Here is a 19,567-nt window from a genome sequence, read left to right as displayed (position 1 = left end):
CGCGCACCCGATTCCGACGACGTGTCGGGCGATACCGCCGTCTTGACGGCGTGTCAGTGCCCTGCGTCGTGCCAGGAGCCTCCCGCGCCGACCGTGACGTCGAGCGCCACATCCAGCGGACCGTCGGTCGCCGCGTCGCCCGCGGCGCCCATCTGCTCGCGCACCAGGGCCTCGACCTCGTCCCGCTCCCCCGGCGCCACCTCGAGCACGAGCTCGTCGTGGACCTGGAGCAGCATCCGCGAGCCGAGCCCCCGGCGACTCAGCTCGCGGTCGACGCCCAGCATGGCGACCTTGATCAGGTCGGCAGCGCTGCCCTGGATCGGCGCGTTGAGGGCCATCCGCTCCGCGACCTCGCGACGCTGGCGGTTGTCGCTGGTGAGGTCCGGCAGGTAGCGACGGCGGCCCAGGATGGTGGCGGTGTAGCCGGTCTGGCGGGCGACGTCGACGACACCGGTGAGGTAGTCGCGCACCCCGCCGAAGCGTGAGAAGTAGTCCTGCATGAGCGCCGCGGCCTCGGACACCTCGACCGAGAGCTGCTGGGACAGCCCGTACGCCGACAGGCCGTAGGCGAGCCCGTAGCTCATCGCCTTGATCTTCGAGCGCATGGCCGGCGTGACCTCGTCCGTCGGGACGCCGAACACCCGCGAACCGACGAAGCTGTGCAGGTCCTCGCCCGAACGGAACGCGTCGATGAGCCCCTCGTCGCCCGAGAGGTGCGCCATGATCCGCATCTCGATCTGCGAGTAGTCGGCCGTCAGGAGCGTCTCGTAGCCGTCGCCGACGACGAACGCCCGCCGGATCTGCCGGCCCGCCTCGGTGCGGATCGGGATGTTCTGCAGGTTCGGGTCCGCCGACGACAGGCGCCCCGTCGCGGCGATCGTCTGCTGGAACGTCGTGTGGATCCGCCCGTCCGCCGCGATCGAGCGCAGCAGCCCCTCGACGGTCTGGCGCAGACGGATGGCATCGCGGTGCGCGAGCAGGTGCTCGAGGAACGGGTGCTGCGTCCGGGCGAACAGGTCCGTCAGCGCCGAGGCGTCGGTGGTGTAGCCCGTCTTGATCTTCTTGGTCTTCGGCATCCCGAGCTGGTCGAACAGCACCTCCTGGAGCTGCTTGGGCGACCCGAGGTTCACCTCCCGCCCGATGACCGCATAGGCCTCGGCGGCGGCGTTCTGCACCTGGCCGTCGAAGGACCGCTCCAGGCCGGACAGGTAGCCGTCGTCGATCGCGATGCCGGTGCGTTCCATGCGGGCCAGCACGTCGACCAGCGGCAGCTCGAGGTTCTCCAGCAGCGAGGTCGCGCCGCGGTCGCCGAGCTCGCCGCCCAGCACGTCGGCCAGGTCCCGCACGGCGGCGGCACGGACGGCCGCGCGGCGACMCTCGTCGGTGCCGTCGAGCTCGAGGTCGAGCGCGCCCTGCGCGCCGTCGCCGGCGTCGTCGGCCCCGAGCTCACGGTGCAGGTAGCCGATCGCGAGGTCGGTCAGGTCGTAGGCACGGCGGTCGGGCTGGCACAGGTAGGCGGCGAGCTCGGTGTCGAACACGACCCCCGCCAGCGGCAGTCCGCGCCCGGTCAGCGCGTGCCAGGCCTCCTTCGCGGCGTGCACCACCTTCGGCGCGGCCGGGTCGGCGAGCCAGGCCGCCAGCGCCGCCTCGTCGGCGGGCTGGATCTCGGCGAGGTCGAACGCCGCCGCCTGACCGTCCGGGTCCGCCAGCGCGATGCCCCACGCGTCGCCGCCCGACGGAGCACCCGAACCGCGCACGTCGACGCCCAGAGGGCGCCCAGCGCGCTCGGCGAGCCAGGCCGCCAGCTCGCCGGAGCCGAGCACCGTGAGGTCCAGCTGGGCCGCCGCGACGGTGCCCGGCCCCTCGCCGCCCTCGTCGGGAAGCATGGCGAAGAGCCGGTCGCGGATCGCGCGGAACTCGAGCTCCTCGAGGATGGCGTGCAGCGCCGTCCGGTCCCACGGGCGCGCGGCCAGGTCCTCGGGCCCGAGCGGGAGCTCCAGGTCCGTCAGGAGGGCGTTGAGCTGGCGATTCAGGCGCACCTGGTCGAGGTTGTCGCGCAGAGACTCCCCCGCCTTGCCCGGCACCTGGTCCGCGGCGGCGAGGATGCCCTCGAGGCCGTCGTACTGCACGATCCACTTGGCGGCGGTCTTCGGGCCGACGCCCGGGATGCCCGGCAGGTTGTCGCTGGTCTCCCCGACGAGCGCCGCGAGGTCGGGGTACCGCTCGGGCGGGACGCCGTACTTGGTCTCGACGGCGGCCGGCGTCATGCGGGCCAGCTCCGAGACGCCCTTGACCGGGTAGAGCACGGTCACGTCGCCGTTCACCAGCTGCAGGGCGTCGCGGTCGCCGGTGCAGATGAGCACCTCCATGCCCTGCGCACGCGCCTGCACCGAGAGCGTGGCGAGGATGTCGTCGGCCTCGAACTGCGGCTTGGACAGGTACGGGATGTGCATGGTCTCCAGCACCTTCTGGATGACCGCGACCTGACCCTTGAACGGCGCCGGGGTGGCGTCCCTGTTGCCCTTGTACGACTCGTACACCTCGGTGCGGAACGTCGTCCGGCCGGCGTCGAACGCGACCGCGACGTGCGTGGGCGCCTCGTCACGGAGCAGGTTGGCGATCATGGAGAAGAACCCGAAGACCGCGTTGGTGGGCTCGCCGGACGACGTCGCGAACTTGTCCACCGGGAGCGCGAAGAACGCCCGGTAGGCCATCGAGTGACCGTCGATCAGGAGGAGTCGGGCAGGCGTTCCGGGAGTGGCCGGCGGAACCGCTGGCAGTGCGTCGCTCACGGGTGCCAACCTATCTGCCATGTCCGACACGACGACCACCGACCAGCCCTACCCGGGCACCCTCATCGAGCGCATGGGCATCGTGGTGACCGAGGCCTCCGCCGAGCGCACCGTCGGCACCATGCCCGTCGCCGGGAACACCCAGCCGTACGGCCTGCTCCACGGCGGCGCGTCCGCGGTGCTGGCCGAGACGCTGGGCTCCGTCGCCGCCATGACGTACGCGGGCGAGGGGCGAGCCGCGGTCGGCATCGAGCTCAACGCCACCCATCACCGGTCAGCGCGCTCCGGCGTGGTCACCGGGACAGCGACAGCGCTGCACCTGGGCACGACCCTGGCCAGCTACCAGGTGGTGGTCGAGGACGAGGACGGTCGGCCCGTCTGCACCGCGCGGCTCACCTGCATGTTGATCGACGCGCGCGGCTGATCCGCGCCCGACGCTCGCGCCACGGGCGCCGGCTCGTCGGCCTGCTGCCGCGCCTCGCGCACCTGTCGCCTCCGGGCGATGAGGTCCTCGAGCCCGCGCGGGCCCGAGCGGCGGACGGAGCCGCCGGCGCCGTGCTCGTGCGCCAGCCGGCGCTGCAGGGCGGAGGTGGTGACGACGCGGTGCGACGCGGCCGGCGCGAACCCCAGCCGGGCGAGGAAGCGCTGCATGCCGCGGGCGCCAGGCAGTGGCGACGAGTACAGCTCGGTGGCATCGGCCGCCTCGGCCACGGTCGCCGCGCCGACGAGCAGCGCGTGCCCGAGCCCCCGCCGGCGGGCCGCGGGGAGCACGTAGACGGCCTCGATGTCGAGGCTCACGACGTCGGTGAACGGTCCCGGTCCGACCACGCGAGCGAGGAGCAGGCCCGCGGGCTCGTCGTCGAGGAGGGCGAGCAGGATGCGTCCGCCGGGGACCGCAAGGAGCGCTCCCAGCTGGTCTCGGAGGCGGTCGGCGTCGTCCGTGCACAGCTGCGAACCGACGGCTGCCTCCCGGCGTGCGGCGAGACAGAGCGCGACCAGGCTCTCCAGGTCGCCCGGCAGGGCTTCGCGGACTTGCACACCGAGACGCACGGCAGCGGTACCTCCAGACGGGACGAGGGGGATCCGGTCGGGGTGGCGTCACCTCTGCCCGCGACGGCGCCGTCCTCGATCATGGACCAGCCGGGACGCCGGTGCCAGTCCTGTGGCGTCCCTCATCCGAACGACCCGCCACCAATTCTGGACGAACGACCAGAAAAGTTCCGACACGCTGGCACCGCAAGGGACGGAAGTCTCGCCTTCACGAAACGAACACGACACAATCCCTGCCTATCGTCCTGCCACCCGGCAGACGTCGGACGGGTCGCTGCAACGACGCGGCGACTCTCGACGTGCCACACCCGAACAGACGGACGGAGGTCCCAGGTGCGAGAGCTCGCCACCCTGGACCGTTCCCCCACCCTGCGCCGAAGCGCGAGCGCCCTGCTCGTCCTGCTCGTCGCGTCGCTCGTCCTGGTGCTCGCGCCCTCCGCGGCGCACGCAGCGACAGGACCGTGCGTCGCCGACGCGGCAACAGGGTGCATCAACGGCACCATCCGCACGGCCGCGGGCCAACCCGCCGTCGGCGTCACGCTGACGGTCGAAGKAGCCGGCGGGACCCTCACCGTCACCACCGACGCCGAGGGCAAGTGGACCGCCCCGGTGACCGCGGCGGGCGACTACACGGTCACGCTGGACCCGGCGACCCTCCCCGCCGGCGAGACCCTGCGGAACCCGACCGGCAACCCGCGCACCGTGACCGTCACGCTCGGCTCGTCCAGCGGTGCGCTGTTCCCCCTCGGGGAGCCGGCGGCCTCGGGCGGCGACGCGGGGCCGAGCCCGACCGCGTCAGCGGGAGCAGGCGAGACCGACGGAGAGACGGGAGCGCCGACCGGCTCGTCCTCCGAGGGCGGGTTCAGCTGGTCGCGACTCGCGCAGCAGACCGTGAGCGGGCTCGTCTTCGGCATCCTGCTCGCGCTCGCCTCCGTCGGCCTGTCGCTGATCTACGGCACGACCGGCCTGAGCAACTTCGCGCACGGTGAGCAGGTCACGCTCGGCGCGATCCTCGCCTACATCGGGGTGCAGACCTTCGGGCTGCCGCTCGTCGTCTCCGGCGTGCTCGCCGTCATCGCGGGCGCCCTCAGCGGCTGGATCCAGGACGCCGGCATCTGGCACCCGCTGCGCCGGCGGCGCGTGGGCACCACCCAGCAGATGATCGTCACCATCGGCCTGTCGATGGCGTTGCAGTACACGTACCAGTTCTTCTTCGGGGCGAGCGCGCTGCGCATCGTGACCGAGAACCCCGACATCGTCACCATCGGCACGGTCCGTATCTCGGTCACGTCGATCTGGTCGGTCATCATCGCCGGCGCGGTGCTCGGCGGGGTCGCGTACTTCCTGCTCGCCACCCGGATCGGGCGCGCCACACGGGCCGTCTCCGACAACCCGGCACTCGCGGCCGCCTCCGGCATCACGGTCGAGCGCGTCATCCGGCTCGTCTGGACGCTCGGCGGCGCGCTCGCGGCCCTCGGCGGCGTGCTCATGGGCCTGTACCTCAACGCGACCAGCTGGAACATGGGCGGCGCCCTGCTGCTCCTCATGTTCTCCGCGGTGACGCTCGGTGGCCTCGGCGCCCCCTTCGGCGCACTCGTCGGCTCGATCGTCATCGGGCTCGTCGTCGAGCTCTCCAACCTCGTGCTCCCCAGCGACATGCGTTACGCCGGGGCGCTCCTCATCCTCATCCTCGTGCTGCTGCTGCGCCCCCAGGGTCTCCTGGGCCGCGCCGAGCGGATCGGTTAAGGAGCAGACATGGACTGGTCCCGCATCCTCACCAACGTCGCCGGCGAGGTCTTCGCGCCGACGACGGCCGCCTACGCGCTCGGCGCCATCGGCCTCAACATCCACTTCGGCCTCACCGGGCTGCTCAACATGGGCCAGGCAGGCTTCATGCTGCTCGGCGCCTACGGGTTCGCCATCGCGACCATCGCCGGCTGGCCCCTGTGGGCGGCCGTGGCCGTGGCCATGGCCGCCGCGGCCGTGTTCGCGCTCATCCTCGGCATCCCCACGCTGAAGCTGCGCGGCGACTACCTCGCCATCGTCACGATCGCCGCGGCGGAGATCGTCCGGCTCGTCGGCCGCTCGACCGCGCTGACGGAGATCACCGGTGCCTCGTCGGGCCTGCGCGGCAACGAGTACAAGCACACGTTCACCGGCGCGTCACCCTTCCCGGACACCGTCTGGTCGCTGGGCCCGTTCTCGTACGCCACCAACGCGTCGAACAGCTGGTGGATCCGCATCGTCGCGTGGGTCGTGGTCGGCCTCGCCTGCCTGCTGGTCTACCTGCTCATCAAGTCGCCGTGGGGCCGCGTGCTCAAGGGCATCCGTGAGGACGAGGACGCCGTCCGGTCCCTGGGCAAGAACGTCTACTCGTACAAGATGCAGTCGCTCATCCTCGGCGGCGTCATCGGCGCGGTGGCGGGCATCATCTACGTGCTGCCACGAGCCGTCCAACCCGACTCCATGGGCCGTCCGATGACGTTCTTCATCTGGACGATCCTGCTGCTCGGCGGTGCCGCGACCGTGTTCGGACCCGTGCTCGGCTCGATCATCTTCTGGGCCGGGCTCATGCTGATCAAGACGGTCATGCGCGACGGCGTCCCGGAGACGATCATGCGGAACGAGCAGATCGAGCAGTTCGGCTGGATCATCGTCGGCGTCACGCTCATGCTGCTGGTGATCTTCCGTCCGCAAGGCATCCTCGGAGACAAGAAGGAGCTGGCGATCAATGTCCGCTGACCTTCCGGCCACCACGGTCGCTCCGGCCGCGAGCCGCCGCGCCGCCGTCGCGGCGGAGCTGGCCGACGTCGCCCGAGTGCCGGGTGCCAAGAAGCCCGACCCGATCGTCGTCGCCGACCACATCACGCGCCACTTCGGGGGCATGACGGCCGTCGACGTCGACCACATCGAGATCCAGCGCGGCGCCATCACGGCCCTCATCGGCCCGAACGGAGCCGGCAAGACCACGCTCTTCAACCTGCTCACCGGCTTCGACAAGCCGAGCACCGGCACCTGGTCGTTCGAGGGGAAGTCGCTGCACGGCGTCTCGGCCGCCCGCGTGGCCCGCTCCGGCATGGTCCGCACCTTCCAGCTGACCAAGGCCCTGAGCCGCATGCTCGTCATCGAGAACATGCGGCTGGGCGCCACCAAGCAGCCCGGCGAGAACCTGGTCACAGCCCTCTTCCCGCCGCTGTGGAGGGCGCGCGAGAAGGAGATCACCGTCCAGGCCGAGGAGCTGCTGGCCCGGTTCAAGCTCGACACCAAGCGGGACGACTTCGCCGGTTCGCTCTCGGGCGGCCAGCGCAAGCTGCTCGAGATGGCGCGGGCGCTCATGAGCAAGCCGACCATGGTGATGCTCGACGAGCCGATGGCCGGCGTGAACCCCGCGCTCACGCAGTCGCTGCTGGGGCACGTCGAGGCGCTGCGCGACGAGGGCACCACGGTGCTGTTCGTCGAGCACGACATGCACATGGTCCGGCACATCTCGGACTGGGTCATCGTCATGGCCGAGGGGCGCATCGTGGCCGAGGGACCCCCCGAGACCGTCATGCAGGACCAGGCCGTGGTCGACGCCTACCTGGGCAAGCACCACGACACGGACCTCGGCGACGACAGCCTGCTCGAGGACGACACCACCGAGCAGCTCGAGGCGGAGGTCCGCGCCGAGGCGATCGCGCGCGGCGAGCAGGAGGAGACGTCATGAGCACGACGGCCACCGACACCACCGACGCCGCGTCCGTCCACCGGGGCGCACCCGCCGGCGAGCCGCTGCTCGACGCGAAGGACCTCTACGCCGGCTACATCCCCGGCGTCGACATCCTCAACGGCTGCAACCTCGTGGTCCACCCGGGCGAGCTGGTCGGCATCATCGGCCCGAACGGCGCCGGCAAGTCGACGCTGCTCAAGGCCCTGTTCGGCCTGGTCACGGTCCGGCAGGGAGCGGTCACGCTGCACGGCGAGGACATCACGCGCCTGCGCTCGGACTCGCTGGTCAAGCGCGGCGTCGGCTTCGTGCCGCAGTCCAACAACGTGTTCCCCTCGCTGAGCATCGAGGAGAACCTCCAGATGGGCATCTTCCAGGCCCCGAAGAAGTACAACGAGCGGTTCGAGTTCATCGTCGACCTGTTCCCCACCCTCGGGGAGCGCCGCAAGCAGCGGGCCGGCTCGCTGTCCGGCGGTGAGCGGCAGATGGTCGCGATGGCGCGGGCGCTGATGATGGACCCGTCCGTCCTGCTGCTGGACGAGCCGTCCGCGGGCCTGTCGCCCGTCCGGCAGGACGAGACGTTCATCCGGACCCGCAAGATCAACAAGGCCGGCGTCTCGATCGTCATCGTCGAGCAGAACGCGCGCCGCGCACTGCAGATCTGCGACCGCGCCTACGTGCTCGACCAGGGCCGCAACGCCTACTCCGGGCCGGGCCGGGAGCTCATGCACGACCCCAAGGTGATCGAGCTGTACCTGGGCACGCTGGCCACGGACGTCGAGGAAGCGAACAAGCCGACGACCCCGCCGCCGGCACCGGAGGCCTGACCCGCCCGAGCCGCGTCAGTCGTCGAGCCCGGTCGCATCCGCGCGGCCGGGCTCGACGTCCGTCCCGGGCGTGGGGCGGACGTCCGTGATGCCCAGCTCGTCGGCGAGGAAGAGGAACGCGCGCCCGTAGGGATGCGGACCGACGTCGGCGCGCACGCGGTCCCAGTCGATCTGCTCGCGCAGCGCCCGGACGATGGCCAGCAGGCGCCCGAAGTCGCACGCGTGCTCCCCGAGCACCCGCAGCTTGGCGGAGACGACGTCGGTGGCGCTGAGCACCGGCATCCGCACCGCCAGCACCTCGAGGACGTCGCTGCGTGCCAGCAGCTCCTCGGTGACCGGCTCCCCCACCATCCGGAAGAGCACGTCGACCAGCTGCCCGTGGTGGAACGCCTTGAACAGCCAGTTCTCCGCGGGGTCCTCGACGTCCAGGCCCGCCGCCGCGATGGCCTCCTTGGCCCGGTCGACGTCCTTCTCGGTCACCGCGAAGTCGGCGTCGTGGCTCGGCTCCGGCGCGCCCCGGGCCCACGCGGCGTAGCCGCCGACGAGCGCGAACGGGATCTCGGCGTTTGTCAGCGCGACCGCGGTGAGCCGCAGCCCGTCCTGCAGGGCTGTGCGGTCGTCCGGGGGGTCGGCGAGGGCACCCTGCTGCGTCATGGCTCCACTGTCTACACGCCGACGCGCGGGCGCGCAGGTCGACCGCGACAATCGTCGGGATGCGCCTGGCGACCTTCAACATCCTGCACGCGAGATCCCTCGTCGACGACGCCGTCGACGTCGACCGGTTCGCCGACGCCGTCCGCGCGCTCGACGCCGACGTGCTCGCGCTGCAGGAGGTGGACCGGGACCAGCCTCGCTCGCACGGGGCGGACCTCACGTCGGTGGCCGCCCGGGCCATGGACGCCCCCGAGCACCGCTTCGCCGCGGTCCTGCACGGCGAGCCGGGCCTCTGGACGGCGGCGACCGGCGAGCTCCAGCCGTCGACCGCCGGGTACGGCATCGCGCTGCTCAGCCGGTACCCCGTGCGCGAGTGGCGCGTGCTCGCCCTCCCGACGCTGCGTGGTCGAACCCCCGTGCGCTGGCCGGGGAACCGCTGGCCCTCCTTGGTCCGCGACGAGCCCCGCGCTGCCCTGGCGGCCGTCCTGGACACCCCTGAGGGCGTCCTGACGGCCGTGGCGACCCACCTCACCGTGATCCCGGGCTGGACCACCCGCCAGCTCCGGCACCTCACGGCGCAGGTCGCCCCGCTCCCCCGCCCCCTGGTGCTGCTGGGCGACCTCAACCTCGACGACGACCGCCCGACCCGCACGACGGGCATGCGCGCGCTCGCGACCGCCTCGACCTACCCCGTCGGCTCCCCCACGCGCCAGCTCGACCACATCCTCGCCGACGGCCGGGTGCGCGCCCTCGGTCCCGGCCGCGCGGTGGACACCGGCCTGTCCGACCACCGCGCCCTCGTCGTCGACGTCTCGCTCGACTGACACGCACCGAGGGCCGGTGCGGATCGCTCCGCACCGGCCCTCGGTGGTGGTTCAGCGTCTGTCGACGCGATCAGCGCAAGGTCACTTGACCGAGCCCTCGACCGCCTTCACCCAGACGTTCTTGTTGTCGTTCCCGTACTTGTAGACGCCGATGAAGGCGCTGGACGGGTCGTTGTCCGCGTTGAACGGACCCACGCCGGCCTGGCCCTTGTACTGGATGTCCTTGCCGTCCTCGATGAGGGCGACGCAGTCCTTGTACGTCGAGCACTCCTCGCCACCGTCGGCACCCGAGACCGCAGCCAGGTTCTTCTGGATGGTCTCGCCGTCCGTGGCCCCGCCCTTCGTCGCGGCGAGCGCGGCGAGGATGGCGGCGTCGTACGACTCGGGACCGTAGGCGAAGTCCTTGAGGTTGGCGTCGACGGTCTTCAGCTTGGCCTGGAAGTCGTCGCTCGGGAACGCACCGGGGATGGTGCCCTGAGCGCCCTCGAGGGTGCCCGGCTGGAAGTCGGCCGAGTAGTCGGCCGTGTTGCCGTCGACCAGGTAGATGGTCGACGGGTCGACGCCGGCGCCGACGAGCGCAGGGATGATCTGCTTCGTCTGCTCGAAGGCCAGGACCACGACGGAGTCGGGGTTGGTGGCCAGCAGGGCCGTGATGTCGGAGTCGAAGCTGCTCGCAGCCGGGTCGAACTCCTGGCCCTTCAGGCCGTAGGTGATCGTGCCGCCAGCTCCCTCGACGGTCTCCTGGACGACGTCGCGCAGCGACGTGCCGTAGTCGTCGTTGAAGACGAGGATGCCGACGTTGGAGTGACCGTCACCCGTGATCAGGTTGCCGAGCGCCGCACCCTGGACCGTGTCCGGCGGGGCGGTGCGGAAGTAGTACGGCGAGTAGCCCGACAGCTTCGTGGCGGTGTTGGCGGGCGAGATCTGGACGACCTTCGCTGCCGTGATGTCGTCCACCACGTTGAGCGTGACCGACGAGGATGCCGCACCGATGATGACCTGGACCTTCTTCGAGAGAAGGTCGGTCACCGACTGCGTGGCGACCTCAGCGTGGTCGGCGTCGGACGAGTCGGCGTCCTCCTGGACGACGTCGTTGCCCAGCACGCCGCCGGCCTCGTTGATCTCCTTGATGGCGAGCCCGACACCGGCGATCTCGGGCGGGCCGAGGTAGGCGAGCGAACCCGTCTGCGGGAGGAGCGTGCCGATGATCAGGGCGTCGGAGGAACCTGCGGCAGTGCCGCCGTCCGTCGCGTCGTCGCCGCTGTCGCCGGAGCCGCCACAGGCGGTCAGAACCAGCGCTGTCGCACCGGCCAGGGCCGCGGCCCGAACTGCGTGAGTCGAACGAATCATTCGTGGTACCCCTCTGTGAGTACTGCGATCCGCAGGATCCCGGTAGGAGTCCTGCAGGTGTGGCGCGAAGGTACTCATTGTTTGTGTCCGCGATGTGAATCAGCGCGTCTCAGCGAGGGTTGTTGCCAAGTTGTGACCGACCAGTAACTACGCCAACCTGGACAGACGACCGATATCGGGACGGTCCGGACACGCCGAAGGCCGGCCCGGATCTCCCTGGCCGGCCTTCGTCATTCACTCGTCAGGACGAACCGCCACCGACCTGCTCGATGACCGCGTCGGCCACCTCGCGCATGGTGAGCCGGCGGTCCATCGAGGTCTTCTGGATCCACCGGAACGACTCCGGCTCCGTCAGCCCCATCTTGGTCATGAGCAGGCCCTTGGCCCGGTCGACGCGCTTGCGGGTCTCGAACCGCTCGGCGAGGTCGGCCACCTCGGACTCGAGCGCGGTGATCTGCGCGTAGCGCGAGATCGCGATCTCGACGGCGGGCAGCAGGTCCGCCGGGCTGAAGGGCTTGATGACGTACGCCATGGCGCCGGCGTCGCGCGCCCGCTCCACGAGCTCCTTCTGCGAGAAGGCCGTCAGCAGGACCACCGGCGCGAGGTGCGCCTTGCCGATGCGCTCCGCCGCGGAGATCCCGTCGAGGATCGGCATCTTCACGTCCATCACGACGACGTCCGGCTTGAGCTCGGTGACCAGCTGCACGGCCTGCTCACCGTCACCTGCCTCGCCGACCACGTCGAAGCCCGCGTCGCGCAGCGTCTCGACGACGTCCATCCGGATCAGCGCCTCGTCCTCCGCGACGACGGCGCGCCGGGCGGGGCGGCTCGGGGCCGGGGTGGGCTCACCCGCCGGCGCGGGAGTGCTCAGGTCGAGGGCGGCGTCGGGGGCCGCCTCGGTCGGGGGGGTCGCGTCGGTGCTCACGTGCACAGAGTAGTGGGAGGCGCCCGTCCCTTCGCAGTGATTGCACCTGTGAGGCGGAGCACGCGGTCCACGCTCGGCTGCTGCGCGGCTATCCTGCTGCACGGCCCCGATAGCCCAACCGGCAGAGGCGTTCGGCTCAAACCCGATCCAGTGTGGGTTCGAATCCCACTCGGGGCACGCATCTGACCTGGTCATACGTGTCGGCGTGTCATATACGTGTCATAAGAGATCGTGCGTCGACCACGACCGCTGGTTGACGTGGCCGATTCCTCGGCCGCACGCGACGTGAGCGCGGCGAGGCACCTGCGCGGGACGATCATCCTTCTGGTCTGGACGGGCGGGCCACCACTAGCGTCTGCGACGTGGCCTACTTGCAGACGCACTTCTTCTCCGAGGTCCTGGGCTTGTCCGTGCAAGCAGACGTCCTGCTCCCGCAGCCCGCGTCCGCGCGGCAGATCGGCCTGAGCGCGCCGCCCACGACCGACCGGCATCCGACGCTGTTCCTGCTGCACGGCCTGTCCGACGATCACTCGATCTGGATGCGTCGCACATCGATCGAGCGGTACGCGTCCGAACACGGGCTGGCGGTCGTCATGCCGGCCGCGGACCGGTCCTTCTACGCCGACATGGTCCACGGCAACCGGTACTGGACCTACGTCAGCGAGGAGCTCCCCGCGCTGATGCGGTCGTTCTTCCCGTTATCTCACCGGCGGGAGGACACGTTCGTCGCCGGCTTGTCGATGGGCGGCTACGGCGCCTTCAAATGGGCGCTGAACAAGCCCGGGACAGTCGCTGCGGCCGCGAGCCTGTCAGGTGCCCTCGACGTCGCCTCCGAGTTCGACACGGACATGGGGCCCGAGCTCCGCACGATCTTCGGCTCGGTCGACGAGCTGCGCGCCGACGGCAACGACCTGCTCGACCTCGTCGCGCGAGCGGACGTGTCCACGACGCCCGCGCTGTACCAGTGGTGCGGCACCGAGGACTTCCTCTACGACCAGAACGTGCGATTCCGCGACGAGGCGCTGGCCCGCGGACTGCCGCTCACGTACAGCGACGGCCCTGGCGAGCACGAGTGGTCCCGCTGGGACGACCAGATCCGGCGCGTGCTCGACTGGCTCCCGATCCCGCGCTAAGACCGGCCCACAGTGCGCCGCCTGGGTTACGTCTGGGGTGCGCCCTGAAGGACCGGGTCGCTCGTGGCTCACGGCGTGGGAGCGCCCCAGCGCACGATCCGGGTACCGGCCCGCCCGGCGCGTGCACCGGGTGGACGTGGCGCCTTCCCTGATGACGCAGGTCAGAAGGTTGGCATCCTTCAGTGCGACCTGCCGTCGACCGATAGGCGGAGAAGGACCACGCACCCGAGAGGCGCACCGTTGACAGGCAACAACCCACCGCCGGACGACCTGCCGCGCTCCCCGAGCGGACGTACCCCGCAGTGGGTTATCGACGAAGCCCGCCGCGGGCATCCCACCACACCCGAACCGTGGCGGGCGGGACCACCGACGCTTCTTCCCGGGCTCCCCGTGAGCCGCCGGGATCTCCGCACGGCGAAGACGTCCGCTCGCGGGGTCCGCAGGTCGACCAACGAAACCCTCCCCCTGTCATACGGACCTGGGCGACGCCAGTTCCGCGGCAGCCCCGCCTACAACGCGATCTTGACCACGTTCGTAGTCGTGGCTTTCGCCGCCGCGGCCGCTGGCAAGTTCGGACTCTTGGGTGGCACCAACGTCCTTGCGGCGGGCACTCCTGCCATCCCTGGCCTGCAACACGCCGCTGCGGGGCTTGGCGCGGACGTCGCCACCCAGCAGCCTGCGCCGACGGTGCCGGACGCAGCCCGCAAGGCGCTGGGGTTCCCCACCGCCGGCCGCGAGGCCGCGACCACACCGCTCGGCGTCCCGCCCCAGGTGACGACCCCGAGCTCGTCGTACACGTTCCTCAGCAAGCAGCCCGACGGCGTCACCCCGGTCTCGTGGGACCCATGCCGACCCATCCACTACGTCACCAGCGCTACCGGCGCCCCTACGGGAGGCGACCAGATGATCGCGGACGCCGTCGCAGCCGTGCACGCCGCGACCGGCCTCGTGTTCGTCAACGACGGCACCACCGACGAGGCACCGAACCCCGCCTCACCGCGGTCGATGTCGCAGCCGGACCGGTACGGCGACCGGTGGTCCCCGGTCCTCATCTCCTGGGACACTCCGGCGACCAACGTGCGCCTGGCCGGCGACATCGCTGGGGTCGGTGGGCCACAGTCAGTGAGCCTTGACGGCACCCTGTTCGTAAGCGTCACCGGCATCGTGTCTCTGGATGCCCCACAGATCGCCGAGCTCGAGCAGTACGAAGGCAACGCGTCCTCCGTCGTCAAGCACGAGCTCGGACATCTCGTCGGCCTCGACCACGTCAACGACCCCACCCAACTGATGAACCCGGTTGGCTCAGTCGACGTGACCACGTTCGCAGCAGGCGACCTGACCGGGCTCGCCGCGCTCGGCGGCGGGGTGTGCGACCCGCGGCTGTGAGCACCATGGCGCTCAGCAGTTCGGGCACCGCCGTCGAGTGTTAACGACGGCGTTGGTTCCTGAGCAGGTAGACCGTCGACGACAGATCCGTTTCCACGCGTCATCGACGCCTGGCGGTCTGGAGTTCGGCGACTGTGCCTGGTCTGATCGTCTTCGCACTTGGCGCCGAGCCCGCCGCCTTCACGCGGCAGGTATTCGGGGTAACCAGGTCGTCAGGGACACCTGTCGAGTAAAGGATCTGCGGACGGTTACTGGTTCGAGTCCAGTCGAGGGAGCCAGTAAAGCCACAGGTCAGGCCCCCTTTCGAGGGGGCCTTCGTGCGTTCGTGCCAGATACATGCCAGATCAGAACGTCGTTCCGTTCCACCACGTGAGCAAGTAGACCCGGCAAGTCGGGGCCGCCGGGCCTCCTCCTTCGCGTCGGAGCGGCGTGCGGTGCCCGCCTCGACAACGCCATGCGAGCACTCGGCCGGGCATCGGCCGCTGTCGCTCGCCATGGCGTTCGGACCGTGCCTGAAGACCAGCGCCGCGCAGTCTCGACGCGGAGGCATGGCACCCGAGAGCATCACAACGAATCAGCACTCTGGTACGCGGAGTGCCCGCAGCGAGATGTTCGCTGGAAGCGAACGATCGCCGTGAGGGAGGTCTGCCGCGCGGCCGCGCGGGCGAGGCCGAAGGGGTCGCGCCTCAGACCCCTCGGATGTCCGTCGCGCCGGCGGCGACGCGGTCGCGCGCGACGGCTGCGAGCCCGGTGAGCATGTCGATCTGCGCCCGAGCTCGCTGCTCCAGCTGGTCGAAGTCGGCCCGGTCGAGATCGAGGGCTCCGCTCCAGGCCGCGAGCGTGTCCCAGATGCCGCGCTTCCCGTTCACGCCGGCACGCAGGACCTCGAGCTCGAGGAGGGCGGACAGCGGTGAGGCGCTGCGAATCCGACCGTTGGGCTTGAGCCTGCCCACCCGCTCGGCCGTCAAGGCGGCGGCCGACTTCCACCTGCCGACGCGCAGGCCCAGACCGTCGGCGAGCTCGAGGAGCAGCGTGCGCTCCTTCTCGAGCTCCGCCGCGAAGTCGGCCATCGGGCCGGCCAAGGGGGTGGAGCGATAGGCACGCGCCATCCGCTCCGCGCGGGCATGAGCACCGGCGGCCCCTGCGATGTGGTCCGAGAGATAGATCCTCAACAGCTGCGGATCGACACCCACGTTCGTCGCGGCCATGTTCTCCTCCTCGATCAGGTGCGTGGTCTTGCTGACCCGGCGGCCCGACCGTCCCGCGGCCCGCCCGACAGGCGGGCCGCGGTCGATGGACGCGTCAGCTGCGTCGGCGCACGCTCCCGGCGACGATCGACACGCCGATGGCGGCGAGGACGATCTGGAACAGCAGCTCGATCCAGTCGATGCCGTCCGTCGTCTCCACGCCGACGAGGCTGGCCAGCCAGGTGCCCAGCAGCGCGGCGACGATGCCGACGATGATCGTCACCAGGATCGAGATGTTCTGCTTGCCGCGCACGACCAGGCGGCCGAGCACGCCGATGATGGCGCCGATGACGATGGCCGAGATGATGCCTGCGGGGGTCATGTGAAGGGTCTCCTCGTGAGGTGGTCTGCCGGGTACGGCGACGAGTGAATCTAGGGCCGATGCGTTCAGCCCGCTCGTTGAAGATCGGTCCACCGTGGTCCGGACAGTGCGGCGTACTCGTAGGAGGCTCGTCGTACTCGGACGAGGCTCGCCGTCGCCGGGCGACCTCCTAGATCCCGCGGCCTGTCGCAGCGCACCCCGACGCCGTGAGACTGCCGCAACCCGTTGCTAGGTAGGCGGCTTCCGCCGCGGGCCTGGGTCCGATGTCTCGGCGTTGCCACCCCAGAACGCCAGTGTCACGATGTCAGCGACCGGGCGACCCACCGGCCGGTCTCCGTGGGGGCGCGAGACCGGGGGCATGACGTGGACGACTCGCTCGACAGTGTCATCGCGGCCTACGCCGATCTTGCCGTCCGGGTGGGGGTCAACCTCCAGCCCGGGCAGCGGCTGGTTATCCGGTGCCAGGTGGAGCACGCCGACGTCGCCCGGGCCATCGCCGGCGCCGCGTACCGCGCCGGCGCGGCGCACGTCTCTATCGAGTACGCCGACCAGCATCTGCAGCGGCTCATCGTCGACCACGCCCCGCTTGAGTGGCAGGGGCGCGGGCTGCAGTACGAGGTGGACCGCATCCGGGCAGCGCGAGAGGACGGGGCGGCGATCATCAACCTCACGGGCAACCCGAATCCCGACGCGATGACAGGCGCCGACTCCGCTCGGGTCTTGGCGGCGATACGGATGGATATCGTCCGAGAGCTGCTTCCGACCATGGCCAACGACCTCGTGCGGTGGGCCGTCGTCGGCGCTCCGAACGAAGGGTGGGCCAGAAGCCTGTTCGGCGAGCCGGACGTCGAACGCTTGTGGCGCGCGGTCGCGGTAGCGGTCCGCCTGGACGAGCCGGATCCGCGCGACGCCTGGCGGGCGCACCTGACGAACCTCGCCGCGCGGCGCGACGCGCTGAACGATCGGCGGTTCGACGCCGTCCGGTTCCGGGGGCCCGGTACGGACCTGGTTGTCGGGTTGTCCCCGGCGTCCCGCTGGACGACCGCGGAGCACATCGGACCCGACGGCCACACGTTTGTCGTGAACCTGCCGACCGAGGAGGTCTACACCGCCCCTGACTGGCGGCGCGCGGACGRCACGGTGCGAACGACGGCTCCGTTCTACCTGAGCCATGTGAACACCCTCGTCGAGGGACTCGAGCTCGACTTCTCCGAGGGTGCGATCGTGGCCGCCCGCGCTGATGTCGGCGAGACTGCCGTGCGGAACGAGCTGGACACCGTCCCGCGAGCTCGCCACCTCGGAGAGGTGGCAATCGCGACACGACCGCGCGGGTGGGGCGCACGGGCCTCACGTTCCGCGACATGCTGTTCGATGAGAACATCGGCTCGCACGTGGCGTGGGGCCATGGCTACCCGACGACCTTCGAGGGTGCCCGCGAACTCGACCCGGCGCAGCGCGTCGAGGCCGGGCTCAACCAGTCGCCGACGCACGTAGACGTCGTCATCGGCGGCCCGGAGGTCGAGATCGACGGTCTGGACGTGAACGGCGGGGCGGTCTCCATCGTCGCCGGGGGCGAGTTCGCGCTGACCTGAGCGAACGTGCTCGAGTTCCAAGCCACGATGCGCGGCCATGGCCTGCAGCCCGATGTAATCGGGACGAGCTACTCGGAAGAGGGCGGCTACATCGCCTCGATGCAGGCACTTCGTCGTCCGAACCCGCCGACGGCTCGGCTCGCTGCGACAACATCTTCATCGCAGGAATACCCCGCATCTCGTTGACGACGGTCGATCAGGACGCTCATCTCACGGGTTCGGTGAGCGCGCGCTTGTTGCTGGAGCGATCAACGGCCGGAGCCGACCGGTGCAGTTCGTCGTGACGCCGCAGCTGGTCGTTCGCGGAACGAGCAGATCGCCGTCAGCCTCCCGCCGACTGGCTGCCGGTCGATAGGTCCCGCGATTCGGGCGGTCGGCGCCCAGCAGGAGCGCCCGGCAGCTCTGGCGCGGCGACGATCGGCCACTCGCGGACCCGCTCGACAAGGGGTCGGGCGTCACGACCTCGCTCCAACGAACGTCAAGGACGCTTGCAGCGACTACCCCACCCCCGCTGTGATGCGCAGGGTATGGGGTCAAACCCGAGCCGAGGCTGGCAGCAGCTCCTGGTCCACCAGGTCGAGGTCGATGCGATCGACAGCATCCTGGATGGCGACGGTCGCGGCTCCTCGGGCCCACGCGGAGAAGCCGGAGTCGTCGACGTAGAGCCTGACGGGTTCGGCGCGGGGGTCGCGGTCGGCGGCGACGGCGGTTCGCACTCGCTCCTCGGCGACGGCGAACAGCCCGATGCCCTCGCCGGCCAGGACGACCGCCGGCTGCAGGGTCAGGTTGGCGGCCATGGCGACGAGCCGCCCGAGCGCCGCCGCGGCCTCGCCGACCACGGTCCTCGCCGCCGGGTCGCCCTCGCCGGCCAGGCGCAGCACCTCGTCGTAGTCGACGGGGCGTTGCAGCGCGGCAGAGACCTGGGCCTCGATCGACCCGGAGGTGAGCATCGCCTCGGCGCACCCGCGGTGCCCGGCGTGGCACACGGGGCCGGAGGACGCGAGCGGGATGTGCACGCCCAGGCCGACGCCCGCCTCCCGGGAGTGCACGACCTCGCCGTTCACCACGAGGGCGTCGCCGATGCCGGCGCCGATGGTGATGACGACGAACCCCGGGATGCCGCGGCCCACCGAACCAGCGTTCGGCCTCGGCGAGTGCGACCAGGTCGTTCTCGAGCGACGCGGGCACGCCGAGCTCGGCCTCGACGAGCCGCGCGAAGGGCACGTCGGTCCAGTCGAGGAACGGAGCGAACTCCACACGCCCGTCGCGCACGGCGCCACCCAGCGACACGCCGACGCCCGCGATGCGGTCGACACCGAGCCCCCGGACAGCCATTGCGATCTCCGCGGCGACGTCTCCGGGGTCGTGGCTGCCCAGCGGGCGCTCCTCGTACGCGAGCAGCGCAGCGCGCACGTCGGTCGCGACCACGTGCAGGGACTCCCCCGTGACCTTGACGCCGGCGAAGTGAGCCAGGCCAGGCCGGACATCGAGCGGTCGGACAGGGCGGCCCACCGAGCCGTCGGGCCGGTCGTCGAGCTCGACCAGGAGCCCCCGGTCGAGGAACGGTTTGGCGAGGCGCGTGAGGCTCGGCGGCGACAGCCCGAGTCTGCTGGTCAGTTCGCTCCCGGAGATCGGCCCGTGGATCAGCACCGCGCGCGCGAGGGCCCTCGCGCTGTCGCTCAGCATGCCGTCTGGCGAAACCGTGTGTGATCTGCGGAATTACGCGTTGCGCGGCGGCGAGCACCGCGCGTCATTGACT

Annotated in this window: 17 protein-coding genes, 1 tRNA gene and 2 pseudogenes; 11 read left to right on the top strand and 9 right to left on the bottom strand. The window is 70.8% G+C overall.

Annotated elements, in window-relative coordinates; all coding sequences use genetic code 11:
• Window positions 1–53: 53 nt before the first annotated feature.
• Complete coding sequence (polA, locus tag ACXJKA_RS07540; RefSeq protein WP_456824569.1) at window positions 54–2,813, bottom strand: DNA polymerase I; 2,760 nt, start codon at window positions 2,811–2,813, stop codon at window positions 54–56.
• On the opposite strand from polA, the gene ACXJKA_RS07535 reads away from it, so the two are divergent.
• Window positions 2,812–3,216 carry a hotdog fold thioesterase gene (locus ACXJKA_RS07535; RefSeq protein ID WP_456824568.1) on the top strand — a complete coding sequence of 135 codons (405 nt, stop codon included), beginning with the start codon at window positions 2,812–2,814 and terminating at the stop codon, window positions 3,214–3,216. The two genes, polA and ACXJKA_RS07535, sit on opposite strands and share 2 nt — an antisense overlap.
• On the opposite strand, the gene ACXJKA_RS07530 is transcribed toward ACXJKA_RS07535, so the two are convergent.
• Complete coding sequence (locus tag ACXJKA_RS07530) at window positions 3,132–3,842, bottom strand: N-acetyltransferase family protein (RefSeq protein ID WP_456824567.1); 711 nt, start codon at window positions 3,840–3,842, stop codon at window positions 3,132–3,134. The two genes, ACXJKA_RS07535 and ACXJKA_RS07530, sit on opposite strands and share 85 nt — an antisense overlap.
• Before the next feature lie 333 nt (window positions 3,843–4,175).
• Between ACXJKA_RS07530 and ACXJKA_RS07525 the strand changes: the two genes are divergently transcribed.
• The 4 genes from ACXJKA_RS07525 to ACXJKA_RS07510 are packed head-to-tail and all read left to right on the top strand — an operon-like array spanning window position 4,176 to window position 8,375.
• Complete coding sequence (locus ACXJKA_RS07525) at window positions 4,176–5,588, top strand: branched-chain amino acid ABC transporter permease (protein ID WP_456824566.1); 1,413 nt, start codon at window positions 4,176–4,178, stop codon at window positions 5,586–5,588.
• A gap of 9 nt (window positions 5,589–5,597) precedes the next feature.
• Complete coding sequence (locus ACXJKA_RS07520) at window positions 5,598–6,584, top strand: branched-chain amino acid ABC transporter permease (RefSeq protein ID WP_456824565.1); 987 nt, start codon at window positions 5,598–5,600, stop codon at window positions 6,582–6,584.
• Window positions 6,574–7,548 carry an ABC transporter ATP-binding protein gene (locus ACXJKA_RS07515; RefSeq protein WP_456824564.1) on the top strand — a complete coding sequence of 325 codons (975 nt, stop codon included), beginning with the start codon at window positions 6,574–6,576 and terminating at the stop codon, window positions 7,546–7,548. Before ACXJKA_RS07520 ends, ACXJKA_RS07515 begins: the two co-directional genes overlap by 11 nt.
• Window positions 7,545–8,375: an ABC transporter ATP-binding protein gene (locus tag ACXJKA_RS07510; protein WP_456824563.1), complete on the top strand. Its 831-nt coding sequence runs from the start codon at window positions 7,545–7,547 to the stop codon at window positions 8,373–8,375. Before ACXJKA_RS07515 ends, ACXJKA_RS07510 begins: the two co-directional genes overlap by 4 nt.
• Window positions 8,376–8,390: 15 nt before the next feature.
• On the opposite strand, the gene ACXJKA_RS07505 is transcribed toward ACXJKA_RS07510, so the two are convergent.
• Window positions 8,391–9,029, bottom strand: coding sequence for a nucleotidyltransferase family protein (locus ACXJKA_RS07505; protein WP_456824562.1), 639 nt, complete (start codon window positions 9,027–9,029; stop codon window positions 8,391–8,393).
• A gap of 59 nt (window positions 9,030–9,088) precedes the next feature.
• Between ACXJKA_RS07505 and ACXJKA_RS07500 the strand changes: the two genes are divergently transcribed.
• Window positions 9,089–9,853 (top strand): endonuclease/exonuclease/phosphatase family protein, encoded by a 765-nt coding sequence (locus ACXJKA_RS07500; RefSeq protein ID WP_456824561.1) that lies wholly within the window; start codon window positions 9,089–9,091, stop codon window positions 9,851–9,853.
• An 81-nt stretch (window positions 9,854–9,934) separates the two neighbouring features.
• Here the strand turns inward: ACXJKA_RS07500 and ACXJKA_RS07495 are convergent, their stop codons facing one another.
• Both ACXJKA_RS07495 and ACXJKA_RS07490 read right to left on the bottom strand, forming a co-directional pair.
• The gene (locus ACXJKA_RS07495) at window positions 9,935–11,203 is read right to left on the bottom strand and encodes an ABC transporter substrate-binding protein (RefSeq protein WP_456824560.1); all 1,269 of its coding nucleotides are present in this window, start codon (window positions 11,201–11,203) and stop codon (window positions 9,935–9,937) included.
• A gap of 241 nt (window positions 11,204–11,444) precedes the next feature.
• Window positions 11,445–12,074 carry an ANTAR domain-containing response regulator gene (locus ACXJKA_RS07490; RefSeq protein ID WP_456824621.1) on the bottom strand — a complete coding sequence of 210 codons (630 nt, stop codon included), beginning with the start codon at window positions 12,072–12,074 and terminating at the stop codon, window positions 11,445–11,447.
• Window positions 12,075–12,231: 157 nt separating this feature from the next.
• On the opposite strand from ACXJKA_RS07490, the gene ACXJKA_RS07485 reads away from it, so the two are divergent.
• The 3 genes from ACXJKA_RS07485 (at window position 12,232) to ACXJKA_RS07475 (ending at window position 14,647) form a co-directional block, all read left to right on the top strand.
• Window positions 12,232–12,305 (top strand) — tRNA-Leu (locus ACXJKA_RS07485).
• Window positions 12,306–12,490: 185 nt separating this feature from the next.
• Window positions 12,491–13,261, top strand: a complete 771-nt coding sequence (locus tag ACXJKA_RS07480) for an alpha/beta hydrolase (RefSeq protein WP_456824559.1) — start codon at window positions 12,491–12,493, stop codon at window positions 13,259–13,261.
• A 522-nt stretch (window positions 13,262–13,783) separates the two neighbouring features.
• A complete protein-coding gene (locus tag ACXJKA_RS07475; RefSeq protein ID WP_456824558.1) occupies window positions 13,784–14,647 on the top strand; it encodes a matrixin family metalloprotease in 864 nt (287 codons plus the stop codon).
• A gap of 686 nt (window positions 14,648–15,333) precedes the next feature.
• On the opposite strand, the gene ACXJKA_RS07470 is transcribed toward ACXJKA_RS07475, so the two are convergent.
• Window positions 15,334–15,855, bottom strand: coding sequence for a hypothetical protein (locus tag ACXJKA_RS07470; protein ID WP_456824557.1), 522 nt, complete (start codon window positions 15,853–15,855; stop codon window positions 15,334–15,336).
• Window positions 15,856–15,949: 94 nt separating this feature from the next.
• Window positions 15,950–16,216, bottom strand: coding sequence for a GlsB/YeaQ/YmgE family stress response membrane protein (locus ACXJKA_RS07465; RefSeq protein ID WP_456824556.1), 267 nt, complete (start codon window positions 16,214–16,216; stop codon window positions 15,950–15,952).
• 336 nt (window positions 16,217–16,552) lie between these two features.
• On the opposite strand from ACXJKA_RS07465, the pseudogene ACXJKA_RS07460 reads away from it, so the two are divergent.
• Both ACXJKA_RS07460 and ACXJKA_RS07455 read left to right on the top strand, forming a co-directional pair.
• Window positions 16,553–17,476, top strand: a pseudogene (locus ACXJKA_RS07460) (aminopeptidase); the annotation flags it as partial.
• Between the two features lie 71 nt (window positions 17,477–17,547).
• Window positions 17,548–17,808 (top strand): aminopeptidase, encoded by a 261-nt coding sequence (locus ACXJKA_RS07455; protein WP_456824555.1) that lies wholly within the window; start codon window positions 17,548–17,550, stop codon window positions 17,806–17,808.
• A gap of 533 nt (window positions 17,809–18,341) precedes the next feature.
• Here ACXJKA_RS07455 and ACXJKA_RS07450 read toward each other — a convergent pair.
• Window positions 18,342–18,938, bottom strand: coding sequence for an ROK family protein (locus ACXJKA_RS07450; protein WP_456824554.1), 597 nt, complete (start codon window positions 18,936–18,938; stop codon window positions 18,342–18,344).
• A gap of 55 nt (window positions 18,939–18,993) precedes the next feature.
• Window positions 18,994–19,143, bottom strand: a pseudogene (locus ACXJKA_RS07445) (MarR family transcriptional regulator); the annotation flags it as partial.
• Window positions 19,144–19,567: the final 424 nt, after the last annotated feature.

This window comes from Cellulomonas sp. P5_E12, from assembly GCF_054049315.1.
This window is presented reverse-complemented; position numbering and strand designations above follow the sequence as displayed.

What these genes read in the sequence shown, in the direction of transcription:
- ACXJKA_RS07535 (WP_456824568.1), top strand. Translation starts at nt 2,812, where the DNA reads ATGTCCGACACGACGACCACCGACCAGCCCTACCCGGGCACCCTCATC.
- ACXJKA_RS07520 (WP_456824565.1), top strand. Translation starts at nt 5,598, where the DNA reads ATGGACTGGTCCCGCATCCTCACCAACGTCGCCGGCGAGGTCTTCGCG.
- ACXJKA_RS07515 (WP_456824564.1), top strand. Translation starts at nt 6,574, where the DNA reads ATGTCCGCTGACCTTCCGGCCACCACGGTCGCTCCGGCCGCGAGCCGC.
- ACXJKA_RS07510 (WP_456824563.1), top strand. Translation starts at nt 7,545, where the DNA reads ATGAGCACGACGGCCACCGACACCACCGACGCCGCGTCCGTCCACCGG.
- ACXJKA_RS07505 (WP_456824562.1), bottom strand. Translation starts at nt 9,029, where the DNA reads ATGACGCAGCAGGGTGCCCTCGCCGACCCCCCGGACGACCGCACAGCC.
- ACXJKA_RS07500 (WP_456824561.1), top strand. Translation starts at nt 9,089, where the DNA reads ATGCGCCTGGCGACCTTCAACATCCTGCACGCGAGATCCCTCGTCGAC.
- ACXJKA_RS07495 (WP_456824560.1), bottom strand. Translation starts at nt 11,203, where the DNA reads ATGATTCGTTCGACTCACGCAGTTCGGGCCGCGGCCCTGGCCGGTGCG.
- ACXJKA_RS07470 (WP_456824557.1), bottom strand. Translation starts at nt 15,855, where the DNA reads ATGGCCGCGACGAACGTGGGTGTCGATCCGCAGCTGTTGAGGATCTAT.
- ACXJKA_RS07465 (WP_456824556.1), bottom strand. Translation starts at nt 16,216, where the DNA reads ATGACCCCCGCAGGCATCATCTCGGCCATCGTCATCGGCGCCATCATC.